Origin of the sequence: Porphyromonas sp. CAG:1061, assembly GCF_000435035.1 — a bacterium.
Taxonomy (GTDB): Bacteria; Bacteroidota; Bacteroidia; order Bacteroidales; family Porphyromonadaceae; genus Porphyromonas_A; species Porphyromonas_A somerae.
Genome location: NZ_HF988924.1, coordinates 1553 through 3160 on the forward strand (window position 1 = coordinate 1553; position 1608 = coordinate 3160).

The 1608-nt window shown below is 47.9% G+C and carries 1 protein-coding gene; it reads left to right on the forward strand.

Translation table 11 applies throughout. The features are described from left to right. Positions 1–72 precede the first annotated feature (72 nt). Positions 73–1521 (forward strand): leucine-rich repeat protein, encoded by a 1449-nt coding sequence (locus tag QVO39_RS05955; RefSeq protein ID WP_021903423.1) that lies wholly within the window; start codon positions 73–75, stop codon positions 1519–1521. Positions 1522–1608: the final 87 nt, after the last annotated feature.

The window sequence follows — 1608 nt, forward strand, 5'->3', positions numbered from 1 at the left end:
TTGCACGAAGGCAATCAACCTCGTGCAGCAGCCATTATTCAATAATCATCATTACAATATCCAATAGACAAAATGAAAAAGATCATCCTTACAACATTCCTTTCACTGGGACTGATGTTGGGCCTCACCTCGTGCTTTGGCGAAGACCAAACTCCTAAGTACAAAGAGAGTAAAATAGAGGTAGAAAACACCTACAGCATCTTAAAAGTATATCCAGAAAACGAGCTACCAAAGGATGGCATCGTGGATCTGAAGCGCATCACCGAGGTGGATGCGGAAGTCTTTGCCGGGTATAAGGGACTTAAAGAAATCACCGGTAAGCGCCTGCAGAAGATTGGGGCAAAGGCATTTGCTGGCTCGGGACTTCTCAAGCTCACCATTGGAGAGGCTATCCCCGTGATTGCAGAAGATGCTTTTGCCGAGACAAGCGAGGAGAAGGAGCTATTTGTACCCGAAGGCAAGGAGGAGCAATACTATCTCCTAGCTCATACCCACCACTTTATCTCAATCAATGGGGTAAAGATTCCACAAATCACAGTGACTGAGGGCGTCTTGACCCTTTATCCCGCCTATCTGCTTCAGGAGGAGATCACCCTTCCAGAGACAGCTACCACGATTGGCAAGGAGGTATTTGCTTCGCAAGAGGTGCTAAAGAAAGTGCACGCACCATCTATCACTAAGATAGAGGCCGGTGCCTTCAAGGGAGCTACGGAGCTTGTAGAGGTAGAGCTAGGGGCAACGATCCCAGAGGTGGCAGAGGATGCCTTTGCCGACACGCCTATGAGCAAGGCGCTCATTGTTCCAGAGGAGAAAGCCGATGAATACATTGAGTTTGCCAAGACCTACCAATTCTCTACCATCAATGGCAAGGATGTATATCCACTACCTGAGGGTGTTACAATTGAGGGGAATGTACTGACAAAGATCTCTGGCTCTGTCTCTGTAGAGAAGCTAGAACTTCCACCTTACGTGACCGTGATAAAGATCAATGCCTTTAATAATAGACCTCGCATCAAGGAGATCATCGGTACGGGTGTTGTGGAGATTCAAGAGAAGGGTATGGCTGGTGCGAGACAGACTACTACTGCGATCTTCCCTAAGCTCAAGAAGATTGGGCGAAGTGGGCTCGATGGCTGTAGTGCTCTAGTGAAGTTTGAAGCTCCACTCCTAGAGGAGATTGGTGCAGGTGCCTTTAAGTCGGCATCTAAGCTCAAGGAGATCAACTTCCCACTACTCAAAGAGGTGCCTGTGGATGGCTTCAATGCAAGGTGGAATGGACAGTTGTCCACCGTCATTCTACCAAGTGTCACGAAGATCGATGACAATGGATTCGGCTACCAAGTGAATATTAAGCTGCTCGAATTGGGTAAGACCCCTCCAACGGTTACACCACAAGGCTTTAGCGATGACCTGAAGAGCAAAAGCCCACGACTAGTAGTGCCTGCAGATGCAGTGGAGGCCTACGGAGGTGTAGGAAACAAGTGGCATAAGGATATCTTTGTGGTAGAAGCAAAGAAATAATATGTCTCGGTATACATTTCTAAGTTTATTAGCTTGGAGCTTTCTCGCTGTCGCATGTGGCAGTGGGGAAGCTCCAAGCCCTTTGCC

Excerpts from the sequence above, each read along its gene's own strand:
- QVO39_RS05955 (WP_021903423.1), top strand. The coding sequence starts at position 73 with ATGAAAAAGATCATCCTTACAACATTCCTTTCACTGGGACTGATGTTG.